Origin of the sequence: Mycobacterium sp. E1214, from assembly GCF_001666755.1 — a bacterium.
Taxonomy (GTDB): domain Bacteria; phylum Actinomycetota; class Actinomycetes; order Mycobacteriales; family Mycobacteriaceae; genus Mycobacterium.
On sequence record NZ_LZJC01000020.1, the window covers coordinates 38279 to 57930 of the forward strand.

21 protein-coding genes and 1 pseudogene are annotated in these 19652 nt (G+C 71.1%); 15 read left to right on the forward strand and 7 right to left on the reverse strand.

Translation table 11 applies throughout. The features are described from left to right. Nucleotides 1–35 precede the first annotated feature (35 nt). The 4 genes and pseudogenes from A5700_RS02110 to A5700_RS02125 all read right to left on the reverse strand — a co-directional run bounded on the left by A5700_RS02110 (nt 36) and on the right by A5700_RS02125 (nt 3844). Entirely contained in the window at nt 36–1070 is a 1035-nt protein-coding gene (locus A5700_RS02110; protein ID WP_068069021.1) for a sulfate/molybdate ABC transporter ATP-binding protein, read from the reverse strand. A 25-nt stretch (nt 1071–1095) separates the two neighbouring features. Then, nucleotides 1096–1914 carry a sulfate ABC transporter permease subunit CysW gene (gene cysW, locus A5700_RS02115; protein WP_068069018.1) on the reverse strand — a complete coding sequence of 273 codons (819 nt, stop codon included), beginning with the start codon at nt 1912–1914 and terminating at the stop codon, nt 1096–1098. Then, a pseudogene (gene cysT, locus A5700_RS02120) lies at nt 1911–2758 on the reverse strand (sulfate ABC transporter permease subunit CysT). The gene cysW and the pseudogene cysT overlap by 4 nt, the downstream one beginning before the upstream one ends. Before the next feature lie 51 nt (nt 2759–2809). Next, a complete protein-coding gene (locus tag A5700_RS02125; protein ID WP_068069015.1) occupies nt 2810–3844 on the reverse strand; it encodes a sulfate ABC transporter substrate-binding protein in 1035 nt (344 codons plus the stop codon). Between the two features lie 682 nt (nt 3845–4526). Here A5700_RS02125 and A5700_RS02130 point away from each other — a divergent pair. Continuing rightward, nucleotides 4527–5015 (forward strand): STAS domain-containing protein, encoded by a 489-nt coding sequence (locus A5700_RS02130; protein ID WP_082960437.1) that lies wholly within the window; start codon nt 4527–4529, stop codon nt 5013–5015. 21 nt (nt 5016–5036) lie between these two features. Here the strand turns inward: A5700_RS02130 and A5700_RS02135 are convergent, their stop codons facing one another. Next, complete coding sequence (locus A5700_RS02135) at nt 5037–5525, reverse strand: MarR family winged helix-turn-helix transcriptional regulator (protein ID WP_068069013.1); 489 nt, start codon at nt 5523–5525, stop codon at nt 5037–5039. A gap of 295 nt (nt 5526–5820) precedes the next feature. Between A5700_RS02135 and A5700_RS02140 the strand changes: the two genes are divergently transcribed. From A5700_RS02140 to A5700_RS02205, 14 genes are all read left to right on the forward strand, one after another. Continuing rightward, nucleotides 5821–6921, forward strand: a complete 1101-nt coding sequence (locus A5700_RS02140; protein WP_082960436.1) for a polyprenyl synthetase family protein — start codon at nt 5821–5823, stop codon at nt 6919–6921. Between the two features lie 27 nt (nt 6922–6948). After that, nucleotides 6949–8466, forward strand: coding sequence for a phytoene desaturase family protein (gene crtI, locus A5700_RS02145; RefSeq protein ID WP_068204399.1), 1518 nt, complete (start codon nt 6949–6951; stop codon nt 8464–8466). Next, a complete protein-coding gene (locus tag A5700_RS02150; protein ID WP_068069467.1) occupies nt 8463–9422 on the forward strand; it encodes a phytoene/squalene synthase family protein in 960 nt (319 codons plus the stop codon). The genes crtI and A5700_RS02150 overlap by 4 nt, the downstream gene beginning before the upstream one ends. Continuing rightward, nucleotides 9419–9742 carry a lycopene cyclase domain-containing protein gene (locus A5700_RS02155; RefSeq protein WP_068069465.1) on the forward strand — a complete coding sequence of 108 codons (324 nt, stop codon included), beginning with the start codon at nt 9419–9421 and terminating at the stop codon, nt 9740–9742. Before A5700_RS02150 ends, A5700_RS02155 begins: the two co-directional genes overlap by 4 nt. After that, nucleotides 9739–10050: a lycopene cyclase domain-containing protein gene (locus A5700_RS02160; RefSeq protein WP_068069464.1), complete on the forward strand. Its 312-nt coding sequence runs from the start codon at nt 9739–9741 to the stop codon at nt 10048–10050. The genes A5700_RS02155 and A5700_RS02160 overlap by 4 nt, the downstream gene beginning before the upstream one ends. Next, nucleotides 10037–10744, forward strand: a complete 708-nt coding sequence (locus A5700_RS02165) for a class I SAM-dependent methyltransferase (protein WP_068069463.1) — start codon at nt 10037–10039, stop codon at nt 10742–10744. The genes A5700_RS02160 and A5700_RS02165 overlap by 14 nt, the downstream gene beginning before the upstream one ends. Next, entirely contained in the window at nt 10741–12273 is a 1533-nt protein-coding gene (locus A5700_RS02170; protein WP_068069461.1) for an FAD-dependent oxidoreductase, read from the forward strand. The genes A5700_RS02165 and A5700_RS02170 overlap by 4 nt, the downstream gene beginning before the upstream one ends. Beyond that, a complete protein-coding gene (locus A5700_RS02175) occupies nt 12270–13280 on the forward strand; it encodes a DUF5914 domain-containing protein (protein WP_068069460.1) in 1011 nt (336 codons plus the stop codon). The genes A5700_RS02170 and A5700_RS02175 overlap by 4 nt, the downstream gene beginning before the upstream one ends. An 84-nt stretch (nt 13281–13364) precedes the next feature. Continuing rightward, entirely contained in the window at nt 13365–13760 is a 396-nt protein-coding gene (locus A5700_RS02180) for a DUF2784 domain-containing protein (protein WP_068069459.1), read from the forward strand. 253 nt (nt 13761–14013) lie between these two features. Then, entirely contained in the window at nt 14014–14304 is a 291-nt protein-coding gene (locus A5700_RS02185; RefSeq protein ID WP_068069457.1) for a lipopolysaccharide assembly LapA domain-containing protein, read from the forward strand. 130 nt (nt 14305–14434) lie between these two features. Beyond that, entirely contained in the window at nt 14435–15907 is a 1473-nt protein-coding gene (locus A5700_RS02190) for a DUF2867 domain-containing protein (protein ID WP_068069455.1), read from the forward strand. A gap of 34 nt (nt 15908–15941) precedes the next feature. Further along, nucleotides 15942–16157, forward strand: coding sequence for a DUF2945 domain-containing protein (locus A5700_RS02195; RefSeq protein WP_068069454.1), 216 nt, complete (start codon nt 15942–15944; stop codon nt 16155–16157). A gap of 15 nt (nt 16158–16172) precedes the next feature. Continuing rightward, nucleotides 16173–16505, forward strand: a complete 333-nt coding sequence (locus A5700_RS02200) for a DUF3140 domain-containing protein (RefSeq protein WP_068069452.1) — start codon at nt 16173–16175, stop codon at nt 16503–16505. Between the two features lie 143 nt (nt 16506–16648). Further along, nucleotides 16649–17257, forward strand: coding sequence for a MarR family winged helix-turn-helix transcriptional regulator (locus A5700_RS02205; RefSeq protein WP_068069451.1), 609 nt, complete (start codon nt 16649–16651; stop codon nt 17255–17257). Between the two features lie 11 nt (nt 17258–17268). Here the strand turns inward: A5700_RS02205 and A5700_RS02210 are convergent, their stop codons facing one another. Both A5700_RS02210 and fni read right to left on the reverse strand, forming a co-directional pair. After that, complete coding sequence (locus tag A5700_RS02210; RefSeq protein ID WP_068069450.1) at nt 17269–18510, reverse strand: glycosyltransferase; 1242 nt, start codon at nt 18508–18510, stop codon at nt 17269–17271. A 6-nt stretch (nt 18511–18516) separates the two neighbouring features. Continuing rightward, nucleotides 18517–19542: a type 2 isopentenyl-diphosphate Delta-isomerase gene (fni, locus tag A5700_RS02215; RefSeq protein WP_156671044.1), complete on the reverse strand. Its 1026-nt coding sequence runs from the start codon at nt 19540–19542 to the stop codon at nt 18517–18519. Nucleotides 19543–19652: the final 110 nt, after the last annotated feature.

Genomic DNA, 19652 nt, shown 5'->3' on the forward strand with positions numbered 1-19652 from the left:
TTCCCGTTCTCACGGCCGGGAAACAGCTCGACCGGTTACCCCCGGGTCAGCGCGCCGTCGATGGGGGGCACCCGGGTCGCGCGCACGTACACCGTGTCACCGTCGCGCAGGGCCAGGGCCTCGGCGTCGCCGCGGGTGATCTGGGCGGTGAAGGGGCCGCCGGTGGCGGCGCTGGTCAGCTCGACGCGCACCTCGAAGCCCAGGGCGACCACCCGGTCGACGGTCGCGGCCACCACGCCGATGGCCTCCGCCGAGCCGTCGCCGCCGGCGATCGCCAGCTCGGGGTTGCGGCCCACCCGGATGTCGTGCGGGCGGACCAGCGCCCCGTTGAGCTCGGACACCGCGCCCAGAAAGGACATCACGAACGGGTTGGCGGGCGCGTCGTACACCTCGGTCGGCGAGCCGACCTGTTCGATGCGGCCCCTGTTGAGGACGGCGATCCGGTCGGCGACGTCCAGCGCCTCGGTCTGGTCGTGGGTGACCAACACCGTGGTGACGTGGACCTCGTCGTGCAGGCGTCGCAGCCAGGAGCGCAGGTCCTCGCGCACCTTGGCGTCCAGCGCGCCGAACGGCTCGTCGAGCAACAGCACCTGCGGGTCGACGGCGAGCGCGCGCGCCAGCGCCATCCGCTGGCGTTGGCCGCCGGAGAGCTGGTTGGGATAGCGCGCGTGAAAACCGCTGAGCCCCACCACCTCGAGCAGATTGTCGACCTTGGCCTTGATCTCCGCCTTGGGACGCTTGCGAATTCTGAGCCCGTAGGCCACGTTGTCGCGGACCGTCAGGTGTTTGAACGCGGCGTAATGCTGGAAGACGAACCCGATCCCGCGCCGCTGCGGTGGCACCCGCGTCACGTCGCGGCCGTCGATCGTGACGACACCGCTGTCGAGCTGGTCTAGGCCCGCGATGGCGCGCAACAGCGTCGACTTGCCCGAGCCGCTGGGGCCCAGCAGCGCCGTCAACGAGCCGGTGGGCACCGTGAAGTCGACGTGGTCCAGCGCGACGAAATCGCCGTAGTGCTTGTAGGCGTCGCGCACCGTGATCGCGTCGGGCTCGGGCGGGTTGTCGGTCATGTCGGTGGTCCCTTTCGCGGACTTCTCAGGCGTGGGCCCTCGCCCGCGCCCGGCGAACGAGCAGGATGGTCTTGACGACGAGGAACGCGACGGCGACGCCCATCAGCAACGTCGACAGCGCGTAGGCGCCGTCTTCGGCGCCGCGGTTGTAGCGGTCGTTGACCAGCAGGGTGAGGGTTTGCGATTCGCCCGGCAGGTTGGACGAGACCATGATGACCGCGCCGAACTCCCCGAGCGTGCGGGCGGTGGTCAACACGATGCCGTAGGTCAGGCCCCACCGGATGGACGGCAGCGTGATCCGCCAAAAGGTCTGCCACGCATTCGAACCCAGCGTCGCGGCGGCCTGCTCCTGCTCGGTGCCCACCTCGACGAGCACCGGTTGCACCTCACGCACCACGAACGGCAGCGTGACGAAGATGCTGGCGAGCACGATGCCGGGGACACCGAAGATGATCCGCCACCCGAGGTCGTTCTCGACGAAGCCCAGCGCCCCGGCCGACCCCCACAGCAGAATCAGGGCGACGCCCACGATGATGGGAGACACCGCGAACGGCAGGTCGACGATCGCCTGCAGTACTCCCTTGCCGCGAAACCTGCTGCGGGCCAACAATAACGACGTGAAAACCCCGAACACCACGTTGAGGGGCACGACGACGGCGACCACCAGCAGCGACAGGTACAGCGCCGACTCCGCCGCCGGGGTGGTGATCCAATCGACGAACTGGCCCAGGCCGGGGGCGAACGTGCGCCACAAGATGACCGCGACCGGCGCGAAGAGCATGACGCCGATGTAGGCCAGCACCACCGACCGGGTGGTGTAGCGGGCCCAGGGCACCGTGGTCACGACGCCTTCTCCTCACGTTTGGCCCGCCGACCGCCGACCACGCGCAACAGGATCAACACGCTGAACGAGATCGCCAGCAGCACAATTGAAATGGCGGCGGCACCGGTCCGGTCGTCGTTTTCGATGAGGGCGCGGATCCACTGCGACGACACCTCGGTCCGGCCCGGGACGGCGCCGCCGATCGTCACCACCGAGCCGAACTCGCCGATGCAGCGCGAGAACGCCAAACCCGCGCCGGTGAGCAACGCCGGCGTCAGGGACGGCAACACGATCGAGGTGAAGACCTTGGTGCCGGTGGCGCCCAGCGACGCGGCGGCCTCCTCGATCTCGCGGTCGACCTCGAGCAGCACCGGCTGGACAGCGCGCACCACCAACGGCAGGGTGACGAACGCCAGCGCCATCGCGACCCCCGGCGGGGTGTGCTGCAGGTGCACACCGACCGGGCTGTTCTTGCCGTACAGGGCCAGCATCACCAGGCTGGTCACGATGGTCGGCAGCGCGAACGGCAAGTCGATGACGGCGTCGATGAAACCCTTGCCGACGAAGTCGTCGCGCACCAACACCCACGCCGTCGCGAGGCCGAACACCACGTTGAACACGGTGACCACGACGGAGACGGTCAGCGTGACCCGAAACGATTCCACCGCGGCGTGCGAGGTGATTGCGAGCCAGAAGGCTTGCCAGCCACCGCCGCCCGCCTGCCAGGCGATGGCCGACAACGGCAGCAGGACGATCACCGACAGCCAGAGCATCGTCACGCCGACCCGCAGCGACGTGGCGCCCGGCCGGCCCGCCGTCGCCGGGATCGCGGTGGGCGGCGGTGCGAGCGGCTCGCCGGGGTCATCGACCTCGGCCCGCAGTGCCGGCACCGCCGCGCGCTCGTCCACCGAGCGCGTCATCCCGTGGCCTGCTTGTAAATCGTGGTGATGCTGCCGGTGTTCTTGTCGAACAGCTGCGGGTCGGCCGCGCTCCAACCGCCCAAATCGTCGATGGTCCACAGCTTGACCGGCACCGGATACTGGTCGCGGAACCGCGCGGCCACCGCCGGGTCGGTGGGCCGGAAACCGGCCTGCGCCCATACCTTTTGCGCCGCCGCCGTGTACTGGAAGTTCTTGAACGCGACCGCCGCCTCGAGGTGCGGGCTGGTGATCACGACGGCCACCGGGTTCTCGATCTTGAAGGTCTGTGACGGGATGAGGTGTTCGACGGCCTTGCCTTGGCGCTCGGCGGCGATGGCCTCGTTCTCGTAACTGATCAGCACGTCGCCGCTGCCCTCCACGAAGACGTCGGTCGCGATCCGCCCGGACCCCGGCCGCAGTTTCACGTGCTCGCGCACCAGCTTGGTGATGTAGTCGATGCCGGCGCGGCTGTCCGCGCCGCCGCCGCTCTTGGCGGCGTACGGCGCCAACAGGTTCCACTTGGCCGAGCCCGAACTCAGCGGGCTCGGCGTGACCACCTCGATACCCGGGCGCAGCAGGTCGTCCCAGTCCCTGATGTTCTTCGGATTGCCCTTGCGGACCACCAGCGTCACCACCGAACCGAACGGGATCCCCTTGGTGTCGTCCTTGTCCCAGTCGGCGGACACCTTGCCGGCCTTCACCAGTCGGGTGATGTCGGGCTCGACGGAGAAGTTGACCAGGTCGGCGGGTTTGCCCTCGACGACGCCGCGCGACTGGTCGGCCGAGGCGGCGTAGGAGGCGATCACCTGCACGCTGCGGCCTTCCTCCGAGGCATTGAACGCCGGAATCACCTTGCTCCAACCCGGTTCCGGGACGGAGTAGGCGACCAGGGTGATCTTCGTGTTCCCATCGGTCAGGCCGCCGCCGCCCACGGCGTCGCTGGCGCCGGCGTGACACGCGACGGCGGATGCGGCGACGACGGTCAGCGCGACGGCCGTCCGCCAGCGCGGCGCGTTGCCGGTGCTGAACATAGGTGGCCTTCCGGGAGGGCTGCTGGGGAATTCCGGTGCCGCGGTCGGGCGACGGACGCGCCGGGACCGGTCACCGATGCACCGGGCCGCTGCACAGCGTCAGCGGCGACAACACAGCGCGAGGGCGGAGCAAACATCCGACGCCACGGGCATGGCGGGAAGCCTAACAGCGGTCGCGGGGGGCCGCCGGGCGTCGCGGCCGGCGCGACGAGCGGTCTGCCAGCCACCGTTTCGCCGCAACCGGTGCCGCGCTATCCGGGTGGAACGGTGCCGCGGGGGGCGCGCGTCACAGCCACTGGCGGCGGGAGCCCAGCAACGCACGCCGGTCTCTGGGCCACCCGAGGCGACCGCACCCCGAAACGCACAGCGTGAGGGCCGTCGCGGCGCGCGGTCCGGGGGCGTGGCGGGGCCGGCACGCAACGCCGCGCGCGGCGTGCAGCGCGCCGGGCCCGGCACCGCCGATCGAGGTGCGCGAACGCGCCGTGTGACCCAGCAGCGGCGTAAAAGTCACGTTGAGGCAAAGCGGCCGGCGGCCGCGAGCGTCGGCCACGCGCATGCCGCCCGCCAGAAAACGAAAATCCGCCGTGACCGGCGCTGGGCGGACGATTTCCGGGGCTACGCTGCGTTCAGGTTGAGTCCACAGCTGCCTCCCCTTCTCGAACTCTCTCGATGGGCTCCGTCTATGACCGCCACTGCGCATTCCGAACTTCACCCGCTGGCCCAGCCCCGGCCGCGGGGTCAGCACCCTCTCGCCGAGTTGTCCCGCGCCCGCCTCTACGCCTACGCGCGCAGCCTCGCCACGGTCGTACGCGTCGACGGCCAACTCGACGCGGCGAACGCCCGCGACGTCGCGCGGGCCCTGACCCGTTTCGCCGGGTTGAAATCGCCGCTGATCCTCGACCTCAGCCAGTTGAGCTTCGTCGGGGTCGACGGGTTCGGCGCGCTGCTGGCGCTCAATGCCGACCTGCGCGCCGCCCGCGTGCACTGCAGCGTGGTGCCCGGGCCGGCGCTGCGGCCGCTGCTGCGCATCGTGCCGGACAATGGCCTGGCGCTGTCGGAGTCGGTGGCCGAGGCGTTGCAGACCATTGACGACGTTCTCCAGGCGCGCCGTCAGGCCCTGTTCGACCTCGTCGGGCGCCGCCGGCCGGTGCGCCCGGCCGCCACAGCGTGAACCACCGAATTCCTTGAGCGGCTAGGCTTTCGGCGCCTCGCCCAGCTCGGCCCGGAAGCCGCGCATCGCCGACATCAGCGCGCCCAGCACGCGGTGGGCAGCGCGGAGTTCCTCGTCGGGCACGTCGGCGAGGGCCAATCGGGTGTGGGTGCCGAGCGGACCGAAGAACGAGCGGGCGGTCGCTAACCCCGACTCGCCGTGGCGCAGCACCACCTTGCGCCGGTCGCCGGGATGGTTGTCGCGGTGGATGTGTCCGGAGTCGATCAGCCGGTCCACCAGATAGGTGATCGCCGAACCGGACATGCCCATTTGCTGGCTCAGGTCCCCCGAGGTCATCGGCCGCCCCGCCGTTTCGGCCACCATGATGTAGAGCAGCGCACGAAAATCGTTGGCGCGCATACTGTGTGACGCCGCGAACAGCCGGCCGATCTGATCGGATTCGGTGGACAGCTCCCGCAGGTCGGCCGAGATGAGCGACTCCAGGGCGGCGCGCTGCTCGTCGGCGTTCATAACGGTGGCAGCATATCCCCGACCGCCCGTTCTATTCAGTTAGTTAATGTTTAAATTGTTGAAACGGCGGCGACGGTGGGCCGACCCCGGGTGGCGCACGGCGAAGATGTTCATTAAGTTAATCTTTAAGTTATTGAACGTAGGCTTGGCGTGCCGGACACGGCGGACAGGGGGCGGTTCGTAGCCGGTGCGGGGCCGACGTCTGTTTTGGCCGCTGAGCAGCGGGTATGACCGCGAGTGTTGGGCCGGTTGCGGGCTGATCATGCCAAGCCGTCCGGGAGGGAGCTTGCGCGCGATGAGAGTGTCTTTACAGTCGCCCGTCGCGGCGACGCTACGGCCGGATGACTTCGACGCCTGGCGGTCCGACGTCCGGCGTAGCGTGCTTGGCGAGCTGGCCCAGTTCGTCGACCGCCGCTGCGCGGAGCTCGACGCCACCCGCGTCGACGCCACCGCGGAGATCCTGGCGGACTTCGTCTCCGGCGGTAAATGTTTGCGGTCCACCTTCCTTTATCTGGGCTGGCTGTGCGGCGCGCCCGCCAGCGCCGCTGCCCTGCGCGCCGCGGCCAGCCTCGAGCTCATGCATGCCTTCGCCCTGTTACAGGACGACGTTATGGACTCCTCCCCGCAACGGCGGGGCCGCCCGGCCGCGCATCTGCGGTTCGCGCAATGGCACCGCGACCGCGGGCTGTCCGGGTCGTCGCAGCGATTCGGGGAATCGTCGGCGGTGCTGCTCGGCGACCTGTGCCTGATCTGGGCCGAACAGATGTTGCGGGAAAGCGGAATCGCGCCGGATCGCCTGGCGGGGGTGTGGGCCCGCTATGACGCCATGCGCACCGAGCTGGCCGTGGGCCAGTTCGCGGACCTGACCAGCGATGTGCGGAACATGCCCGAGCTCGAGACGGTGCTGGACGTGGCGCGGCGCAAATCGGGCAACTACACGGTGCGCCGCCCGCTGGAAATCGGTGCCGCACTGGCCGGGTGCGACGACGCCACGCTGGCGCGGTTGGGCCGCTACGGCGCGGCCGTCGGCGAGGCCTTCCAGCTGCGCGACGACGTGCTCGGCGTCTTCGGCTCCCCCGCCGCCACCGGCAAGCCGTGCGGCGGTGACCTGCTGGAACGCAAGGCCACCAGCGTCGTGGTGGCCGCGCATCAGCTGGCCGACCCGGCGACCCGGCGCGAGCTGACGGCCTTGATCGAGCGCGACACCCTCGACGACGAGGCGATCAATCGGTGGCAGGCCTTGATTGTGGCGACCGGAGCTGTTCAGCTGATTGAGGAGATGATCGGCGATCGTGTCGCAGCGGCCCGCGACCTGGTGAACGACCTGGCCATCGACGAGCCCGTCCGCGCCGCGCTGGGCGCAATGGCGGCTGCCTGCACGGATCGCGCCGAATGACCGTTACGACGTGGGGAGCTCTCTAGCATGCGAACCGTCAAGGGGCGCGGCGATCACGTGGTGGTGATCGGCGCCGGGCTGGCCGGGCTGGCCGCGGCGTTGCACCTGGCCGGGCGAGGACGCGCGGTCACGGTGGTCGAGCGGTATCCATGGCCGGGCGGGCGGGCCGGAAGGCTCGACATCGACGGCTACCGGATCGACACCGGGCCGACGGTGCTGACGATGCCGGACATCATCGACGACACCTTCGCCGCCGTCGGCGAGACGCGGTCGGACCGGCTCGAGCTGCTACACCTCGACCCGGCCTACCGCGCCACGTTCTCCGACGGCAGCGCGCTGGACGTCCACAGCGACGCGGACCGGATGACGGCCGCCGTCGAAGAGTTCGCTGGCTTCGGGCAGGCAGCGGGCTATCGCAAGTTGCGCGAATGGCTGACGCGGCTGTACCGCATCGAATTCGACGGCTTCATCGCCGCGAATTTCGATTCGCCACTGTCGCTGCTCACGCCGCAACTCGCGCGGCTGGCCGCCATCGGCGGCTTCCGCAAGTGGGACCGGATGGTCAAGCGTTACCTCAGCGACCCGCGGCTGCAGCGGGTATTCACCTTCCAATCGCTGTATGCGGGGGTGGCGCCGCGGGACGCGCTGGCGGTCTACGCGGTCATCGCCTACATGGACACCATTGCGGGCGTGGTGTTTCCGCGCGGCGGCGTGCGCGCGCTGCCGGATGCGCTGGCGGCGGCCGCCGCCGACGCGGGCGTGCGGTTCTGCTACGGCGCGCCCGTCACCGCGCTCGAGCGTTCCGGGGATCGGGTCGTCGCCGTGCGCACCGATGCCGAGCGCATCGCCTGTGACGCGGTCATCCTGACCACCGAGCTGCCGCAAACCTACGCGTTGCTGGGCCGCACGCCGCGCCGCGCGGTACCGCTGCGCGCCTCGCCATCGGCGGTAGTGGCCCACCTCGGGTGCCCGGCCCTGGCCTCCGGAACCGCGCACCACACCATCCTTTTCGGTGACGCCTGGGACCGGACCTTCACCGACATCATCCGCGACGGGCGGGTGATGACCGATCCGTCGTTGTTGGTGACGCGGCCCACCGCGGGCGACCCGAGCCTGGCGCCTCAGGGGCGTGACCTGCTCTACGTGTTGGCCCCCGCGCCGAACCTGGACCGCGGCACCGTCGACTGGGCGAGCACGGCTGACGGCTACGTCGAGACCATGATCGCCACGGTCGCCGACCGGCTGCTGCCCGGTTTGGCCGAGGAGGCACAGGTGCTCGACGTGGTCACGCCCGTGGACTGGGCCCGGCAGGGCATGGCGGCCGGCAGCCCGTTCGCGGTGTCGCACACCTTCGGCCAGACCGGCCCGTTCCGCCCGGCCAACATGGTGCGAGGCATCGAAAACGCCGTCCTCGCAGGGTCTTCCACCGTGCCGGGAGTGGGCGTTCCCACCACGCTGATCTCCGGGCGGCTGGCCGCGGACCGCGTCACCGGGGTGGCCAAGCGCCCGGCCACGCACGTCGACCTGAAAGCGGCGCTGCCATGATCCGCGGCGAGCTGGACGCGGCGGGCATCGACGATCCGCGGCTGCGCGACGGGTATCGCCGCTGCCGCGAACTCAACGCCGCGCACGGCCGCACGTTCTTCCTCGCGACCCGGCTGCTCGCCCCCGACCAGCGGCCGGCGGTGCACGCGTTGTACGGCTTCGCCCGCTACGCCGACGACATCCTCGACGACCTCGACTCCCAGGAAGGCGTCGAAAGCCGGGGCAGGCGCCTGCAGGAGCTCTCCGAGCAGTTCTTCGCCGGCGGTAACCACCTCGAGGACCCGGTGCTGGCCGCGGTCACCCACACCGCGCGCCGCTACGGAATCGCGACCGAACTCTTCGACGACTTCCTGGCATCCATGCGCATGGACCTCACGATCACCGACTATCCCCATCGCGAGGCCCTCAACCAGTACATGCGTGGCTCCGCCGAAGTCATTGGCCTGCAAGTGCTTCCGGTGCTAGGGACGGTGGCGCCGGTCGAGGAGACCGCCCCCTACGCCGCCGCGTTGGGCCGGGCGTTCCAGCTCACCAACTTCCTGCGCGACGTCGACGAGGACCTGCTGCGTTGCCGGGTCTACCTGCCGGCCGACGAGCTCGCCGCCGGCGGGGTCGACCGCGACCTGCTGATGTGGTGCCACACGCACCGCCGCACCGACCCGCGGGTGCGTGACGCCCTGGCCGCTCAGCACGAAATCACCAGGCGGACCTACCGATTCGCCGCGCAGGGGATCGACATGCTGGCCCCCCGGTCACGCCCGTGCGTGGCGGCCGCGGCGACGCTGTACTCGGAGATCCTCGACCGCATCGAGGCCAGCGAGTTCGCGGTGTTCTCGCAGCGCGCCACCGTCGGCACGATGCGACGCCTGCAGGTCGGCGGCCTGGGCCTGTTACGGTCGTGGCGGGCGCGTAACGCCGCGCCGAGCGTGTCGGGTTTCACCTCGGGGGCCGCATGACGGATCGGTGGCAGTACCTGGCGGTCCTGGCCGCATGCCTGGCCGTCACCGCGCCGTTGGAGGCCTTCGGGCCGGGCGTGTACCGGCAGCTGCGCCGGCTCGTCGTCGCCGTCGTGCCCGTCGCGGCGGTCTTCTTGCTGTGGGACGAGATCGCGGTGGCCGCGCGGGTGTGGAACTACAACGAGCGCTACCTCGTCGGGCTCGACGTTCCCTTCCACGTCCCGATCGAGGAAGTGTTGTTCTTCGTCGTCATTCCCGTGTGCGCCCTGCTGACCTACAACGCGGTGAGCACCATCCTGGCCCGGGTGCGGCGGCGATGACCGGTCTGGGTTACACGGTGCCGGCGGTCGCGGCGGTCGTGGCCGTCTGCGCCGCCGAAGTGGTGGTGTTGCGGACCGGGCTGTTCCGGCGCCTGGCCTACTGGCTGTCGATGGTGATCGTGCTCGGATTCCAGATTCCGGTCGACGGCTGGCTGACCAAGCTGAGCTCGCCGATCGTGCGGTACGACGAACGGCAGATCAGCGGCTGGCGCTTCCCCTTCGACATCCCGGTGGAGGACTTCCTGTTCGGCTTCGCCCTGGCGACCGCGGTGCTGCTGTTGTGGGAGCGGCAACGTGCGCGCCGGTAACCAGCTGGCGGCGGCGTTCGACGCGGGCGCCGACGCCTACGACCGCCTGGTGGGCCGCAGCCCCGGCTACCACGACCAGCTGCTGCTCTCGGCCAGCCGGATGCGAATTCCGAACCGCGGCAGGGGCCTACGGCTGCTTGACGCGGGCTGCGGAACCGGCGCGTCGACGGCCGCGCTGCTCGCGGTCGCCCCGGAGGCCGACATCGTCGCGGTGGACGCGTCGCGCGGCATGCTCGACGTGGCGCGCGCGAAGCCGTGGCCGGACTCGGTGCGCTTCGTGCACACGCCCATCGAGCGGCTCGCCGAGCACGGCATCTCCGGGCCGTTCGACGGCATCCTGGCCGCCTACCTGATCCGCAACCTCGCCGACCCCGATCAGCAACTGCGCGCGTTCCGGACGCTGCTGCGGCCCGGCGGCACGCTGGCCGTGCACGAATACTCGGTCCGCGACTCCCCCGCGGCCACCGCGATCTGGCACGCCGTGTGCTGGGGCGTCATCATCCCGTCCGGGTGGTGGCGCACGCGCGACGCCGGGCTGTACCGCTACCTGTGGCGCAGCGTGCTCGGCTTCGACGGCGTCACCCGGTTCCGCGCCCGCCTGCGCGAGGCCGGGTTCACCGCGGTGCACAGCGACACGATGCCCGGCTGGGAGGCCAACATCGTGCACACCTTCCTGGCGGACGCGCCGCGATGACCGACCCCGTGGACCGTCGCCGCCGCACCCTGCCCGCGCCGCTGGGTCGGCCGGACGTGGGCGCGCTCCCCGAGCGGCCGCGCGTGGCCGTCGTCGGCGGCGGCATCGCCGGGCTGGCCGCCGCCACCGGGCTGGCCGAACGCGGCGTCGCCGTCGACGTCGTCGAGCTTCAGGACTACCTCGGCGGGCGGGTCGGTGGCTGGACCGAGTCCGACGCCGGGGCCGACCTCGCGATGAACCGCGGTTTCCACGCGTTCTTCCGCCAGTACTACAACCTGCGCGCCCTGCTGCGGCGCGTCGACCCGGCGCTGCGCATGCTGGTGCCCGTCGACGACTATCCCCTCATCGACGAGATGGGCCGGCGCGACAGCTTCCGCGGGCTGCCGCGCACCCCGCCGTGGAACGCGATGGCGTTCGCCGTGCGCAGCCCCACCTTCCGGGTGCGCGACTTCGCCCACATCGACGCCCGCGCCGCCGCGCCGCTGGCCGCCGTGTCGGTGCCCGGCATCTACGAGCAGCTCGACGAGGTCGACGCCGCGGAGTTCCTCGAGCGCATCCGGTTTCCGGCGCCTGCAAGGCATCTCGCGTTCGAGGTGTTCTCCCGCAGCTTCTTCGCCGACCCGTCCAAGCTGTCGGCGGCCGAGCTGGCCACCATGTTCCACATCTACTTCCTGGGTTCGTCGGAGGGCCTGATCTTCGACGTGCCGGACGCGAACTACGACACCGCCCTGTGGGAGCCGCTGCGGCGCCACCTCGAGGGCCACGGTGTGCAGTTCCGGCTGGGCACCGGCGTCACCGGCATCGCCACCGACGGGCCCAAACCGTATGCGGTGCAACTAGATTCCGGTGACGAAGTCGACGTCGACGCGGTGGTGCTGGCCACCGACATCGCCGGCCTGCAACGCATCGTGGCGGCATCGGCCGGGCTGGGCACCGACGGCTGGCGCGAGCAGATCGCCCGGTTGCGCACCGCGCCGCCGTTCGCGGTGCACCGACTGTGGCTCGACCGTCCCGTGGCGGATCACCGGCCGGCGTTTCTGGGCACCGCGGGGCACAAGCCGCTGGACAACATCAGCGTGTTGGAACGCTACGAGCGGCAGGCCCGCGAGTGGGCCCGCGCCCACCGAGGCTCGGTGGTCGAATTGCACGCGTACGCCTTGGACTCCGCGCCGTCGCGCGCGGCGGCGCTGCGCGAGCTGCACCGCATCTACCCGGAAACCGCTGCGGCGCAGATTGTCTCCGAGCGCCTGTTGCATCGCAGCGACTGCCCGCTGTTCTCCCCCGGCTCCTACGAGCTGCGGCCCACCATCAGCACCCCGCAGCCCGGTCTGCTGCTGGCCGGTGACGCGATCCGGATCGACCTGCCGGTCGCGCTCATGGAACGCGCCGCGACCACCGGCTGGTGCGCCGCCAACCAGTTGCTGGCCCGCTGGGGCGTGGCCGGGCATCCGTTGGCCACCGTCCCCACCCATGGCCGGTCGCCGTTGCTGCGCCGGCTCGCCACCCGCGAAAGAGCCCGGCATCGATGACCATCCGCGATCGGCTGCGCCTGCCGCGGCCCCCGGCACGGCCCAAAGATTGGCCGCTGCAAGTGATCCCGCGCCAGCCCTGGGCCGAGCAACGCCCCACCTACCGCGACGCGCGACCCGGCCTCATCGAGGCCGCGCTGCGACGCTCACAGCACCGGCCCACCGGCAACTGGTATGCCTTCGCGGCGAGCCGCGACGTGCGGCCCGGGCGACCGTTCGGCGCCCGCGTGGCGGGCGTCGAGCTGGTGGCCTGGCGCGACGATCAGCGGCGGCTGTGCGTCGGGCCGCGCAGCTGCCCCCATCTGGGCGCAGACCTCGCGACCGGGATCGTGCACCGCGGCACCCTGATCTGCCGGTGGCACGGCTTGGCCCTCGACGGGCACGACCGCGAATTCGGCTGGACCCCGCTGCCCAGCCACGATGACGGCGCCCTGGCCTGGGTGCGGCTGGACACGATCGGCGGCGAGGATCCGCTGCCGCAGCCGGTGATCCCCGACCGGCCGGCCGGCGCGACCCTGGCCGCGGTGGCGCGGGTGGACGGAGTCTGCGAGCCGGTCGACATCATCGCCAACCGGCTCGACCCCTGGCACGGCGCGTGGTTTCACCCCTACTCGTTCACCCGCCTTGACGTGCTGAGCACGCCGACCGAGGACGCCGATCACTTCTTGGTGGCGGTGACCTTCAAGATGGGGCGCCTCGGCGTGCCGGTCATCGCCGAGTTCACCTGCCCCGAGGCGCGCACCATCGTGATGCGCATCGTCGACGGGGAAGGGGTCGGCAGCACCGTCGAAACCCACGCCACGCCGCTGGGAGCGGGCACGGACGGACATCCGCGGACCGCGGTGCTCGAGGCCACCATCGCGCATTCGGAGCGACCGGGTTTCGCGCGGGCAACGCGGATGGCGCCGCTGATCGCGCCGTTCATGCGCTACGCGGCCGCCCGGCTATGGCGCGACGACCTCACCTACGCCGAACGCCGATATCAGGTCCGCGCCGGCCTCGCCTAGCGCGGCGACCCCGCGCGGGCGTGGGACACTCGAGACATCACCGCCCGCACCGACTCCGCCGCACCCCAGCGCTACACCGCCGCCGTGCTAGCGACCGCCGGCGCGCATTTCGCCTACCTGCTCTACATCCCGGCCGGGGGCCTGCTCGCGCTGCGCTGGCCGCGCACGCTGATCGCCCACGTCGCCGCCGTCGCCTGGGGCGTCGCCGTCGTCACGCTGCCGCTGCGTTGCCCGCTGACCACGCTGGAGGATTGGGCGCGCCGCCGAGCGGGGCTCGAGCCACTGCCGCCCGCGGGGTTCATCGACCGCTACGTCGAGGGCCGGTGGCTGCCGACGGGCCGCGTCGGCGTGGCGCAGGCCGCGGCGTTCGCCGCGGCCGCCGCCTCATGGGGCGTGCTCGCCGCCCGGCGTCGACGCGACGGGGGCCGCGGGCGGGGCGGCGACAGCGAGGTCGGTCGTGGCCGGCGCCTGGCCGGCTGAGCGCCGCCACAGCAGCCAGCCCGCCGCGGCCAGCAGGACCGCCAACAGCAGCACCGTCGGCCACAGGGCCAGCTCCGCCAACCAGAGCCGCCGCTGCCACTTCATCAGCCGTCGTTCGCCACGGCGCACGCGCCGGGACGTCTCCACGAGATTCATCGCTCATCTAAGTACCCGCGTTGGCCTTGTTCAAACGGCGCCCAGGCGCCGGACCGCGAAGGGGTTTGACCGGCCCGATTGGCGGCTAGTCAGCATCATGAACACCAAATCGCCCGCTTCCTCCCGGGCCGCGGATCACCCCTTCACGCGGCTGGCGGCCGCGTGGTGGGCGCTCGTCGTCGGCCTGGTCATCCTCATCGCCCTGCTCGTCTTCGTCGCCCAGAACACCGAGTCCGTCGCCGTGCACTTCCTCGGCTTCGACTGGAGCCTGCCGGTCGGCGTCGGGTATCTGCTGGCCGCGGTCGCCGGCGCGACCACCACCGTGCTGGTCGGCGCGGCCCGGATGATCCAGCTGCGCCGCGCCTCCCGCCGCACCGCTGCCCGCTGAGCGGGCCGGGTCCCGAGCGCGCCCTAGCCGGCGCGCCAATAGTTCATTTTCTTAATCACTTTGTCGGTGCCGTCACGGTTCGGTGCGCGCCGCAGCGGGAATGCTCGACACGACATGCGGGAGGAATGCAATGAGTAAACGCTGCGTCGTGTTCGGTGCCACCGGCTACCTGGGCACCCGGCTGGTTCCGCAGCTGTTGGCGGCCGGGCACAGCGTGCGCGTGCTGGCGCGCACCCCGGAGAAGCTCGACGGCGTCGCCTGGCACGACGAGGCGGAGATCGTGCAGGGCGACGTCAGCGATCGGGCCAGCGTGGCACGGGCCCTCGACGGCCAGGACGTCCTCTACTACCTGGTGCACTCGCTGATGCGGCCCGACTTCGTGGAGTTCGACGACCGCGCGGCGCACACCGTGGCCGAGGCCGCCGCCCGGGCCGGGCTGTCCCGCATCGTCTACGTCGGCGGCATCATCCCCGCAGGGCAGGAGTTATCCGATCACCTCGCCTCCCGCCAGCAGGTCGGCCAGGTGCTGCTCGACTCCGGCGTGCCGACCGTCGAACTGCGCGCGGCCGCGATCATCGGCGCGGGTTCGGCGAGCTTTGAGATGTTGCGCTATCTCACCGAACGACTGCCGCTGATCGTCACGCCGCGGTGGCTGCGCACCCGCGTACAGCCCATCGCGGTGCGCGACGTCCTCTACTACCTGGAGCATTCGGCGGACTTACCGGCCGAAGTCAACCGTCCCTTCGATATCGGCGGGCCCGACCGCTTCACCTACAGCGAGATGATCCGCAAGTACGCCGCGGTCGCGGGCCTGCCGCGCCGGCCCACCCTGCCGGTACCGCTGCTGAGTCCCCAGCTCTCCGCGCCGGCCGTCGACCTGATCACCCCGATTCCGAGGCAACTGGCCGTGTCGCTGATGGAGTCGTTGGAAAACGACGTGGTGTGCGCCGACCACGACATCGCCCGCCACATCCCGGACCCCGAGGGCGGGTTGACCCACTACGAGGAGGCCGTCGAACTGGCCCTGGCGCACGTGCGCGAAAAGGACCTGCAGACGCGATGGTCGAGCGCCGACACCAACGGCGCCCCCTCCCAGCCGCTGCCGACCGACCCGGAGTGGGCCGGCGGATCCCTCTACGAGGACACCCGGCAACGTCACAGCCGCGCCGACCCCGCCACGCTGTGGCGCGCCATCGAAACCGCCGCGGCGGAACGGAATTGGTCCGCATTGCCATGGGAATGGCCGGTGCGGGGCTGGATCAACAGCGTCCTCGCCGGCATCCGGCCGCGGCGGCGCCCGCTCGACGGGAAGGCCCTGCACGAGGGCGAGGCGCTCGACTGGTGGCGGGTGGAGCACATCGACGCACCGCGGCTGCTGCGGCTGCGGGCCGACATCCCCCTGCCGGGGCGCCTGTGGCTCGAGCTGTCCGCCACCCCCGACGAGAACGGCGGCTCGCTGTACCGGCAGCGGGCGTTCTTCCAACCCTACGGGCTTGCCGGGCAACTGTTCTGGGCCGCGTCGGCGCCGTATCGCGACGCGGTATTCGGTGGGATCGCGCGCGACGTGACCGCCACCGCCCGGGTTGCCGAGACCGCGGCCTGACCGCGGCGGTGACACAACACGAAGAGGAGTTGGCATGAGTGACAAGACGTTTCGCAAGGGCGACAAAGTCGAGTGGAAGAGCCACGGCAACACCGTGGAAGGCAAGGTCGAGGAGAAGATCACCTCGGACACCGAGGCCGCCGGCCGCACGGTGCGCGCGTCGAAGGACGAGCCGCAGTACCGTGTCGTCAGCGACAAGACGGGCGCGGACGCCGTACACAAGCCGAGCGCGCTGCGCCCCGCCGACTGATCGCGCAGATCAGCGATGGCCGCCGACGACGACACCACCTGGCGCGAGTTCCACGACACTGTCAACATGACCGCGCGCGAGCTGCAGAAGTGGTTGACGAGCGACGAGTCCCGCAGCGTGGGACAGAAGAAGGGCGGCGACGAGTCGACGGGACACGCCAGCGGCCGCCGCATCGTCGACATCCTGCAGGCCAAGCGCGCCGATCTCACCGACGACGACTACGCGCACATGCGCAAGGTGGTCGGGTACGCCAGACGGCACCTGGCGCAGCGGCCGCACGGCGACATCGACGAGAGCCCGTGGCGCTATTCGCTGATGAATTGGGGCCACGACCCGTCCAAATCCTGACCCGCGACGGCGGCCGCCGCGCCGCCTTCGCGAGCATTCGCCGCGGTTGCCGTAGGCTGAGGGGCCACCGACCGGACGAAACCGCCGGGACCAGCGTCGCCGACAACCCTGACCGGCGTCTCTGCCACGAAGGATGCGGGTAAGTGACCAAGCGCGGCGCTGTCAACCAGCGACTGGATCGAGCCGAACTCGAGAAATTGATGTCGGCCGATTTGCGGATGATGACGGCCCAGTCCGACCACATCGGCCGACACTTCGCCCGGCAGAACAATGTCGGCGGCACCGACTTCCACGCCCTGCTGCACATCATGGTCGCCGAGACCGCCGGCACGCCCCTGACGGCCGCCCAGCTGCGTCGCCGCATGGACGTCTCGCCCGCCGCCATCACCTACCTGGTGGACCGCATGATGGAGGCCGGCCACATTCGTCGCGAACCCGATCCCGAGGACAGGCGAAAGACGCTGCTGCGCTACGAGCACCCGGGGATGACCCTGGCTCGCAGCTTCTTTGCTCCGCTCGGCGCGCATCTGCACGCCGCCCTCGCGGATCTGCCGGACCGGGATCTTGCTGCGGCGCACCGTGTTTTCACCGCGATGATGGCGGCCATGGCGACGTTCGAGGCCGAACTCGCCGCGCCGGCACCCGAGGCGCCGGACAAGGGCGTCGACACCAAGGCTGAACCCCGGGCCGACACCAAGGCCGCCGCCGCGACCGGTCCCGCGGCGAAAGGGCGGCGCCGCGCGGCTCGGTGACGCCCGTCACGCTAACGAACGGGCCGGCCCGCCAGCGCCATTCGTTCGACGAGGTCTGCCCCGCGCGCCACGCCGCCGGTGGCGGCGAAGCCGGCGGCGACCCGGCGTGCGCCATCGCCCATCGTCATCGCCGCGCGCACGCTGGTCCGTAGTCGCTCGGGCGTCAGCTTTTTGGCCGGTAGCCGGGTGCCGCACCCGGCAATCTCGACGCGGCGGGCCACCTCGGCCTGGTCCCGGGCGAAGGGCACCACGCAGACCGGCACGCCGCGGTCGAGGGCTTTCACCGTCGTCCCCATGCCGCCGTGCGTGACGGCGCAACAGGCCCGGTCCAGCACCGCGCCGTGCGGCACGAAGCGGCGCACGGTGGCGTTCGCGGGTCGGGGCAGCCCCGCGGGCACGCCCGCCGGAAACGTGGCCACGACGTGCACGTCCTCGTCGGCCAGGGCCTGCAACGCGACCCGGCCCAACGCCTCGTCGCACTGCCGTAGCGACGAGGTGTTGACCAGCACCACCGGGCGGTCGATCGCGGCCAGCCAGTCCGGCGTCGGCGCCGGGCGGGGCTCGAACGCGCAGGCGCCGATGTGCTGCACCAGGTTTCCCCATCCCGGATGCGAGTATTCGAAGGGCTCACCGCCGACGGCCAACACCAGCGGCGCCCGGCGCATCAGGGCGTCCACCGACGCGACCGGCGCCACCCCCAGGCCGGCGCGAATCTCGTTGATCGACGGCAACACCGGCCGGTCGAACAGGTGCCGGACAATCGGGCGCACCGAGGCGTCGCGGAACGCGCCCACGAGGCCCCGCAGGGGTCGGAACCCCGGACCGAACGGCGGCACCCCGCGCGAGCGCAGGTAGGGCGTGAACGGCGAGAAGAGCAGCCACGGCGTGTCACCGGCCTCGGCCGCCGACAGCGCCCCCCAGCAGTTCGCGTCCACGATGACCGCGTCGGGCCGCACCGCCTCCACCGCCCGCCTCAGGTCGGCCACCTCCAGCGCCGCCCGCGCGCACAGCACGTCGATCGTTGACTTCAACACGCCCAACGCGTTTCGCGCCTGCCAGTCGCGCCCGGTGATCGCCTCGATGGCGGGGTCGACGGGTTCGGCGTACACACCGGCGGCCCGCATCGTCGCGACGCCGTCCGCCATGGTGCGCGCGTGCACCTCGTGGCCGCGGCGCACCAGCTCTTGCAGCAGCGCCCCGACCGGCAGCAGGTGCCCGAGGGCCGGTGAGCCGTACGCCAAGATGGCAGCCACGAGAGGTTAAGCGGTGGGGCGGACGCGGACGTCGCGCAGTTCGGCGAGCGTGGCGGCCCCGCAGCCGTGCAGGCAGACGCGCAGCTCGTCGATGAACGGTTGAAGCCAATCCACAACTGACGCAGCGGATTCGATGGCGGCTGGCAGCAGCGGGCGGGCCACCGCGACGACGTCGGCGCCCAGCGCGATCGCCTTAGCCGCGTCCATGCCGGTACGGATGCCGCCCGAGGCCACCAGCGGCACGTCGGGCAGTACCTCGCGCACCTCCACGATGGCGCGCGCGGTCGGCACGCCCCAGTCGGCCAGGTGCGGGTGCCGCAGTTCCCCGTAGCGCACGAACTGCTCCACCCGCGACCACGAGGTGCCACCGGCCCCGGCGACGTCGATGCCGGCCACCGGCAACTCCCCTTGCACCGCAACGAGTTCCGCGGCGGCGGCGCCGCCGATGCCGTGGCCGACCTCCTTGAGCAACACCGGATAGTTCAGTGCGCCGGCTACCTCCCGCAGCCTGCCCAGCGATCCGGAGAAGTCGGTGTCACCGTTGTGCTGGATGGCTTCCTGCAACGGATTGGTGTGCACCGCAAGCGCGTCGGCGCCCACCCGGTCGAGGGCCTTCTCCAGATCCGGCACCGCGCCCTGGCGCAACTGCGCCAGGCCGATGTTGCCGAACAGCAGGACATCCGGAGCCACGTCCCGCACGGTGAAGCTGTCCGCGGCCCGCTCGCCCAGCGCGCTGTCGAGCATGATGCGCTGGGAGCCCAGCATCATGCCGACGCCCAATTCCTGTGCCGCCGCGGCCAGATTGCGGTTGATCGTCGCGGACAACTCCGCGCCGCCGGTCATCGCCCCGATCAACACCGGTGCCCGCAGGTTGGCCCCGAAGAATTTGGCGGACAAGTCGATATCGCCCAGGCAGGTCTGCGTCAGGGCGTTGTACGGCAGGGCGTAGGCGTCCAACCCGGTGCTGACGCCGTCGTATTCGACCCGCTCGGTCAGGCACACGTCGATGTGCCGCCGCTTACGGGTCGTCATCGTGCCCCGGTCGGCCGTCACAGCGCACCTCCCGGGCCGGCGAACCCCCGCCGCCTCGCTTGCATACTGACCATAGTGCCCCCTTCCGCGCCCCTCCACGCATGCGCGCG